This window comes from Kitasatospora sp. NPDC059571, assembly GCF_042735675.1.
Taxonomy (GTDB): Bacteria; Actinomycetota; Actinomycetes; order Streptomycetales; family Streptomycetaceae; genus Kitasatospora.
On record NZ_JBHWBW010000072.1, the window covers coordinates 16,814 to 23,523 of the forward strand.

Annotated in this window: 7 protein-coding genes; all 7 read right to left on the reverse strand. The window is 75.8% G+C overall.

From position 1 onward, the window contains the following. Positions 1-90 precede the first annotated feature (90 nt). Complete coding sequence (locus ACFV0G_RS11465) at positions 91-798, reverse strand: hypothetical protein (protein WP_380545309.1); 708 nt, start codon at positions 796-798, stop codon at positions 91-93. A gap of 116 nt (positions 799-914) precedes the next feature. Then, positions 915-1,724, reverse strand: coding sequence for a type III pantothenate kinase (locus tag ACFV0G_RS11470; RefSeq protein WP_380545311.1), 810 nt, complete (start codon positions 1,722-1,724; stop codon positions 915-917). A gap of 25 nt (positions 1,725-1,749) precedes the next feature. Then, positions 1,750-2,709, reverse strand: a complete 960-nt coding sequence (gene nadC / locus ACFV0G_RS11475) for a carboxylating nicotinate-nucleotide diphosphorylase (protein WP_380545313.1) — start codon at positions 2,707-2,709, stop codon at positions 1,750-1,752. A 52-nt stretch (positions 2,710-2,761) separates the two neighbouring features. Beyond that, complete coding sequence (locus ACFV0G_RS11480) at positions 2,762-4,417, reverse strand: L-aspartate oxidase (RefSeq protein ID WP_380545316.1); 1,656 nt, start codon at positions 4,415-4,417, stop codon at positions 2,762-2,764. 16 nt (positions 4,418-4,433) lie between these two features. Then, positions 4,434-4,910, reverse strand: a complete 477-nt coding sequence (gene panD / locus ACFV0G_RS11485) for an aspartate 1-decarboxylase (protein WP_380545324.1) — start codon at positions 4,908-4,910, stop codon at positions 4,434-4,436. A gap of 74 nt (positions 4,911-4,984) precedes the next feature. Further along, positions 4,985-5,881: a pantoate--beta-alanine ligase gene (panC, locus tag ACFV0G_RS11490; RefSeq protein WP_380545318.1), complete on the reverse strand. Its 897-nt coding sequence runs from the start codon at positions 5,879-5,881 to the stop codon at positions 4,985-4,987. Next, the coding region (locus ACFV0G_RS11495) for a Rossmann-like and DUF2520 domain-containing protein (RefSeq protein ID WP_380545320.1) at positions 5,881-6,710 on the reverse strand (830 nt) is incomplete at its 5' end. The genes panC and ACFV0G_RS11495, both read right to left, overlap by 1 nt.

Genomic DNA, 6,710 nt, shown 5'->3' on the forward strand with positions numbered 1-6,710 from the left:
GGGCCGCCCCCCCCCGGGGGGGGGCCGCCGGGGCACACCGCCCGCGCCCCGGCCCGCGGCCGGGGGGGCGGGGGGCCGGGTCGGCGGGCGTCAGCCGGTGCCGGTGGCCAGCTCGGCCTCCTCGTCCCCGTCGGCGGGCTCGGGCTCGGGCTGCTGCGGCCGGGTCTTGGGGCGGCGGCCGAAGAGTTCCGCGGGGGTGGGCATCCGACGGGGCTGCTGGCGCTCGGCGGGGGCCGGGGGCTTCGGGGTGCTCATCGGGATCCGTCCTCCAAGAGGGGTCGCGGGCAGGGGTTCGGCCGCCGGGCTCGGGACGGCCGCCAGGTGGCGCTGCCCGGAGGTGAGGGAGAGCCGCTCGCGGACCTCCGCCTCGGCCAGCGCGTGGCAGCGCCCGGCGAGCCGCGACCGCCGCGAGCGCTCCGCCGAGCCGCAGGGCTGGCGGGAGAGCGAGCGCAGCGCCGACAGGTCGTCGGGGGTCGGCAGGTACCCGTCGGCCACCGCCTCCTCCAGCCGGTCCAGGTACCCGCGGACGCCGCCGGGCAGGGCCGCCCGGTAGCGGGCCAGATCGGCCAGCAGGAAGCTGCGCAGCCGGCCGCCCTCCCGGGCGGCCTCGTCGATGGACTCGGTCAGCCGCAGCGCCTCGTGGACGTCCTCCGCCCACAGCGGGGCGGCGGCGCTCACGGGCGATGGCAGCCGGTCCGGGAGGTCCGGGTGGAGGGCTTGGGCGAGGGCGCGGCGCAGCACGCGGACTTCGTCGGCGCTGAAGGCCATGCCGCCGCGCGATCCGTGTGGCGTAGGCATGCGTTGACACTACGTGGCGTACGTCCGATTTCTGACGATTGGCGCCGCAGTTGTCCCGATTGGCGTATCTGCCGCTGATCTGACCCGGTATCAGCCGTTCTGCCCGGCGCCGCCGGTCACGGCTTGTTGCGCTCGAAGACCAGCCGCAGGCCGATCAGCGTGAGCCAGGGCTCGTGCACGTCGATCGTCTCGGCCTCGCCCAGCACCAGCGGCGCCAGGCCGCCGGTGGCGATCACCTGGACGTCGTCCGGGTCCTTGGCGAGCTCCCGCGCCATCCGGTTGACCAGGCCGTCGACCTGGCCGGCGAAGCCGTACAGAATGCCGGACTGCATCCCTTCAACGGTGTTCTTGCCGATGACGTTGCGGGGGCGGGCCAACTCGATCTTGCGCAGCTGGGCGCCCCGGACGCCGAGCGCCTCCACCGAGATCTCGATGCCGGGCGAGATCGCGCCGCCCACGTAGTCCCCGCGCGCGTTCACCGCGTCGAAGGTGGTCGCGGTGCCGAAGTCGACCACGATGCACGGGCCGCCGTACAGGTGGTTCGCGGCGAGCGCGTTCACGATCCGGTCGGCGCCGACCTCCTTGGGGTTGTCCATCAGGACGTGCACCCCGGTCTTCACCCCCGGCTCCACGATCACCGCGGGCACGTCGCCGTAGTAGCGGCGGGTCACCTCGCGCAGTTCGTGGAGCACGGCCGGCACCGACGAACAGATCGCCAGCCCGGCCACCCGGTCGTCGCCGGCCGGGCCGCCCGCCCGCGCGCCGGACGCGAGCGGGTGGGCGCCCATCAGGCCCTGCATCAGGACGGCCAGCTCGTCCGCCGTCCGCCGGGCGTCGGTGGAGATCCGCCAGTGTTCGACGATCTCCTCGCCGTCGAACAGGCCGAGCGTGGTCTGGGTGTTGCCGACGTCGATGGTGAGGAGCACGGGATGGCTTTCTGCTGAGAGGGGATCAGGACCGGAGGTCCAGGCCGATGTCGAGGATCGGCGAGGAGTGCGTCAGTGCGCCGACCGCCAGGAAGTCGACACCGGTCTCGGCGACCTCGCGCGCGGTGGCCAGGGTCAGACCGCCGGAGGCCTCCAGCCGTGCCCGGCCGGCCACCAGGGCGACCGCCTCCTTCAGCTCGGCGACGGTGAAGTTGTCCAGCAGCACGAGGTCCGCACCGGCCTCCAGCACCGGCGGGATCTGCTCCAGGGTGTCGACCTCGACCTCCACCGACAGCTCCGGGTAGGCCGCGCGGACGGCGCGGAACGCCTCCGCGACGCCGCCGGCCGCCACCACGTGGTTGTCCTTCACCAGCGCCGCGTCCGACAGCGCCATCCGGTGGTTCGCGCCGCCGCCGCAGCGGACCGCGAACTTCTCCAGGGCACGCAGGCCCGGGGTGGTCTTCCGGGTGTCCCGGACGGTGGCGCCGGTGCCCTCCAGGGCGTCCGCCCAGGCCCGGGTCGCGGTGGCGATGCCGGACAGGTGGCAGAGCAGGTTCAGCGCGCTGCGCTCGGCGGTCAGCAGGTCCCGGGTACGGCTGCGCACCGAGAGCAGCACCTGGCCGGCCTCGACCCGGGCGCCGTCCTCGACGTGCCGCTCGACCTCGAACTCCTCCTCGCAGACCAGCGAGACGACGGCCTCGGCGACCCGCAGGCCGGCCACCACGCCGGCCTGCCGGGCGGTGAAGTCGGCGGTCGCGACGGCGTCCGCGGGGACGGTGGCGACCGAGGTGACGTCCTCGCCGCCGGCCAGGTCCTCGGCCAGCGCGAGGGTGGCGATGTCCTCGACCTCGACCGGGTCCAGGCCGGCCTCCTCCAGGAGCGCGGCGAGCGCCGGGTCCAGCCCGGTCTCGTACGCCTCGCCGTCGCCGCAGGCGCAGCCGTCCCCGCAGCCGCCGGAGGCGAGGGGAAGTTCGTCGTGGGTCATCGGGGACTCCTAGCATTGACGGGGCGGCCCGGCCGGGCCGCGGGGCGGGGGCTCACCGGGGTTCCGGGGTGCCGTCCGCGGACAGGGTGGTGACCAGGTGGCGGCGCCAGTGGGCGTCGTCGCGCTCGGGGAAGTCCTCGCGCCAGTGGCAGCCGCGGGTCTCCTCGCGGCGGGCGGCCGCGGCGACCAGCGCGGTGGCCACCAGGTGCAGGTTGGCCGCCTCCCAGGTCTCCACCCGGGGGTCCGCCGGCTTGCCGTCGTCGAGGTAGGCGGCGGCGTCCCGGCCGAGCGCGGCCAGGCCCTCCGCGGTGGCCGCCATCGAGGCCGCCGAGCGCAGCACGCCCGCGCCGCGCGACATCAGCCGCTGGATCTCGGCCCGGGCCTCCGGGGCGAGCAGCGGGGCCGGCTCGGCGCTCCGGGCCGCGGCCACGTCCACCGAACGCTCCGGCAGGTCGCCGGCGGCGTTCCGGGCGGTCAGGTCGGCGGCGATCCGCTCGGCGAAGACCAGCCCCTCCAGCAGCGAGTTGGAGGCCAGCCGGTTGGCGCCGTGCACACCGGTGCAGGCGACCTCGCCGCAGGCGTACAGGCCGGGCACGGTGGTGCGGCCGGCCAGGTCGGTGCGGATGCCGCCGGAGGCGTAGTGCGCCGCGGGCGCGACCGGGATCAGGCCGGTGACCGGGTCGATGCCGTGCGCGCGGCAGGAGGCGAGGATGGTCGGGAAGCGCTGCTCCCACATCTCGGCGCCGAAGTGCCGCCCGTCCAGGTACATGTGCTCGGCGCCCTGGGCCTGCATCTGCCGGGTGATCGCCTTGGCGACGATGTCGCGCGGGGCGAGTTCGGCGAGCTCGTGCTGCCCGACCATGAAGCGGGTGCCGGCGGCGTCCACCAGGTGCGCGCCCTCGCCGCGGACGGCCTCCGAGACCAGCGGCTGCTGGCCCTCGGCCTCCGGGCCGAGCCAGAGCACGGTCGGGTGGAACTGCACGAACTCCAGGTCGGTGACCTCGGCGCCGGCCCGCAGCGCCAGCGCGACGCCGTCGCCGGTCGAGACGGCCGGGTTGGTGGTGGCGGAGAACACCTGGCCCATGCCGCCGGTGGCGAGCACCACGGCCCGGGCCCGCACCGCGCCGACGCCGTCCCGCTGGCCCTCGCCCATCACGTGCAGGGTGAGGCCGGCCGCGTGGCCGTCGGCGTCGGTGAGCAGGTCGAGCACCAGGGCGTGCTCGATCAGCTCGATGCCGGGGTCGCTGCGGACGGCCGCGACCAGGGCGCGCGATATCTCGGCGCCGGTGGCGTCGCCGCCGGCGTGCGCGATCCGCCGGCGGTGGTGGCCGCCCTCGCGGGTGAGCAGGATCTCGCCGTCCTCGTCCTGATCGAAGGCGGCGCCGACGGCGATCAGGCGGCGGACGGCGCCCGGGCCCTCGGTGACGAGGGTGCGCACCGCGTCCTCGTCGCAGAGGCCGGCACCGGCCACCAGGGTGTCGTCCAGGTGCTGCTCGGGGGTGTCCCCCTCGCCCAGGGCGGCGGCGATGCCGCCCTGGGCCCAGCGGGTGGAGCCGTCGTCGAGCATCGCCTTGGTGACCACCATGGCCCGCAGGCCGGCCTTGCGGACGTTGAGCGCGACGGTGAGGCCGGCCACGCCGGAGCCGACCACGACGACGTCGGTGGTCGCGGTCCAGCCGGGGGCGGGGGCGGTCAGGCGGTACGACATGACTTCACTGGCTCCTTCAGTGCGCGGCGGCCGTGGCCGCGCCGTTCGCCTCACCGTACGCTCCCGCCGACCGCGGCACAGGGGCCACCAGGTCGCCGCGGACCAGCCCGCTGCCCTCGGGCGCCTCGGCGGCGTCGCCCCCGACGGGCGGGTCCCGGCGCCGCCCGGCGCACGAGAGCGCCCGTGGGCGCGTCGCCGAGGCCTCCGCGGTGTCCATCTGCCCGTAGGCGATCAGGATCACCAGGTCGCCGGGGTGGACGAGGCGCGCTGCCGCGCCGTTGATGCCGATCACGCCGGAGCCGCGCGGGCCGGCGATCGTGTAGGTCTCCAGGCGGGCGCCGTTGTTGATGTCGACGATGTGGACCAGCTCCCCGGGGAGCAGGTCGGCGGCGTCGAGCAGGTCCTCGTCCACCGTGACCGAGCCGACGTAGTGCAGGTCGGCCTGGGTCACGGTGGCCCGGTGGATCTTGGACTTGAGCATGGTGCGGAGCAAGGTGGTCACGCCTCCTGTGAGTGCATGCCTAGGGGGACTCGTTACCGGACGGTTGGTGCAGGGGTGTCGTCCGCCTAGCGGCAGATGACGTGGACGTTGTCGATCAGGCGGGTGGAGCCCACCGTCGCGGCGACGGCCAGCACCGCCTCGCCCCGGAAGTCGTCCGGCGCCTCGGTGAAGGAGTCCGGGTCGATCAGGGCGAGGTAGTCGAGGGTGACGCCGGGGGCGCCGTCCAGGGCGTCGGCGGCGGCCGCGCGGACGGCCTTCGCACCCTGCGCACCGGCGTCCCGGCCGGCGAACAGCGCCCGGGACAGGGCGAGGGCCTGCCCGCGCTCGGCGTCGGAGAGGAAGCGGTTGCGCGAGGACAGTGCCAGGCCGTCCTCCTCGCGCACGGTCGGGACGCCGACGATCTCCACGTCGAAGTCCAGGTCGGCGGCCATCCGGCGGACGATCGCCAGCTGCTGGGCGTCCTTCTCGCCGAAGAAGGCGAAGTCCGGGTCGGTGATGTGCAGCAGCTTGGCGACCACGGTCAGCACGCCGTCGAAGTGCCCGGGGCGGCTGGCGCCCTCGAAGACGGCGCCCATCGGGCCCGCGGACAGCCGCACCAGCGGCTCCCCGTTCGGGTAGACCTCTTCCGCGGACGGGGCGAACACCACGTCGGCGCCCATCTCCCCGGCCAGCTTCACATCGGCGTCGAGCGTACGCGGGTAGCGGTCCAGGTCCTCGCCGGCGCCGAACTGCAGCGGGTTCACGAAGACCGTCACCGCCACCCGGCCGTCCCGGCCGACCTGCTTGCGGGCGGCGCGGATCAGCGCGGCGTGCCCCTCGTGCAGGGCGCCCATCGTCATCACCACGGCGTTGTCCACCGGCTGCTCGTCCGGCCAGAAGGCCGCCTCGAAGTCGGCGACGGAGTGGGTGAGGACGGTGGTGCGCTGGGCCTTCGCCCGCGCCGGCTGCTTGCCGCGTGCCATCAGTGCTTCTCCTCGTTCAGTACGTCCAGCAGCGCCGCCGCCGCCTCTTCCTTCAACGCCCCGCCGCGGACCGCCCGCTGCGCGGTGGCCCGGGCCATCGCCCGGTACGCCGGGCCGATGTCCGGGGAGGCCCCGGCCAGCTGGTCCAGGTGGCGGCGGAGGGTGCCCGCGTCGCCGCGGGCGACCGGCCCGGTGAGTGCCGCGTCGCCCGAGCGCAGCGCGTTGTCGAGGGCCGCGCCCAGCAGCGGGCCGAGCAGCTGCCCCGGCTCGGCCACGCCCGCCGAGCGCAGCAGCTCCATCGCCTGCGCGACCAGGGTGACCAGGTGGTTCGAACCGTGCGCCAGGGCCGTGTGGTAGAGCGCGCGGACGTCCTCCGGCACCCACTCGGGCTCGCCGCCCATCTCGACCACCAGCGCCTCCGCGACCGGCCGCAGCTCCGGCGGCGCGGTCACCCCGAACGGGCAGCCGGCCAGCCGGGCCAGGTCGACCGCGGTGCCGGTGAACGTCATCGCCGGGTGCAGGGCCAGCGGCAGCGCGCCGGCCCGGGCGGCCGGCTCCAGTACCGCGACGCCGTGCGCCCCCGAGGTGTGCACCACGATCTGGCCGGGCCGGACGGCACCGGTCGCGGCCAGCCCGCCGACCAGGTCGGCGAGCGCGTCGTCGGGGACGGTCAGCAGCACCAGGTCGGCGGCGGCCAGCACCTGCGGCGGCGAGACCAGCCGCACGCCGGGCAGCAGCGCCTCGGCGCGGCGCCGCGAGGCGGCCGAGACCCCGGACGCGGCGACCACGGTGTGGCCGGCCGTCCGGAGCGCGGGGCCGACGGCCGGGC

Coding starts and splice junctions, on each gene's coding strand:
- ACFV0G_RS11465 (WP_380545309.1), bottom strand. CDS start 798: ATGCCTACGCCACACGGATCGCGCGGCGGCATGGCCTTCAGCGCCGAC.
- nadC (WP_380545313.1), bottom strand. CDS start 2,709: ATGACCCACGACGAACTTCCCCTCGCCTCCGGCGGCTGCGGGGACGGC.
- ACFV0G_RS11480 (WP_380545316.1), bottom strand. CDS start 4,417: ATGTCGTACCGCCTGACCGCCCCCGCCCCCGGCTGGACCGCGACCACC.
- panC (WP_380545318.1), bottom strand. CDS start 5,881: ATGGCACGCGGCAAGCAGCCGGCGCGGGCGAAGGCCCAGCGCACCACC.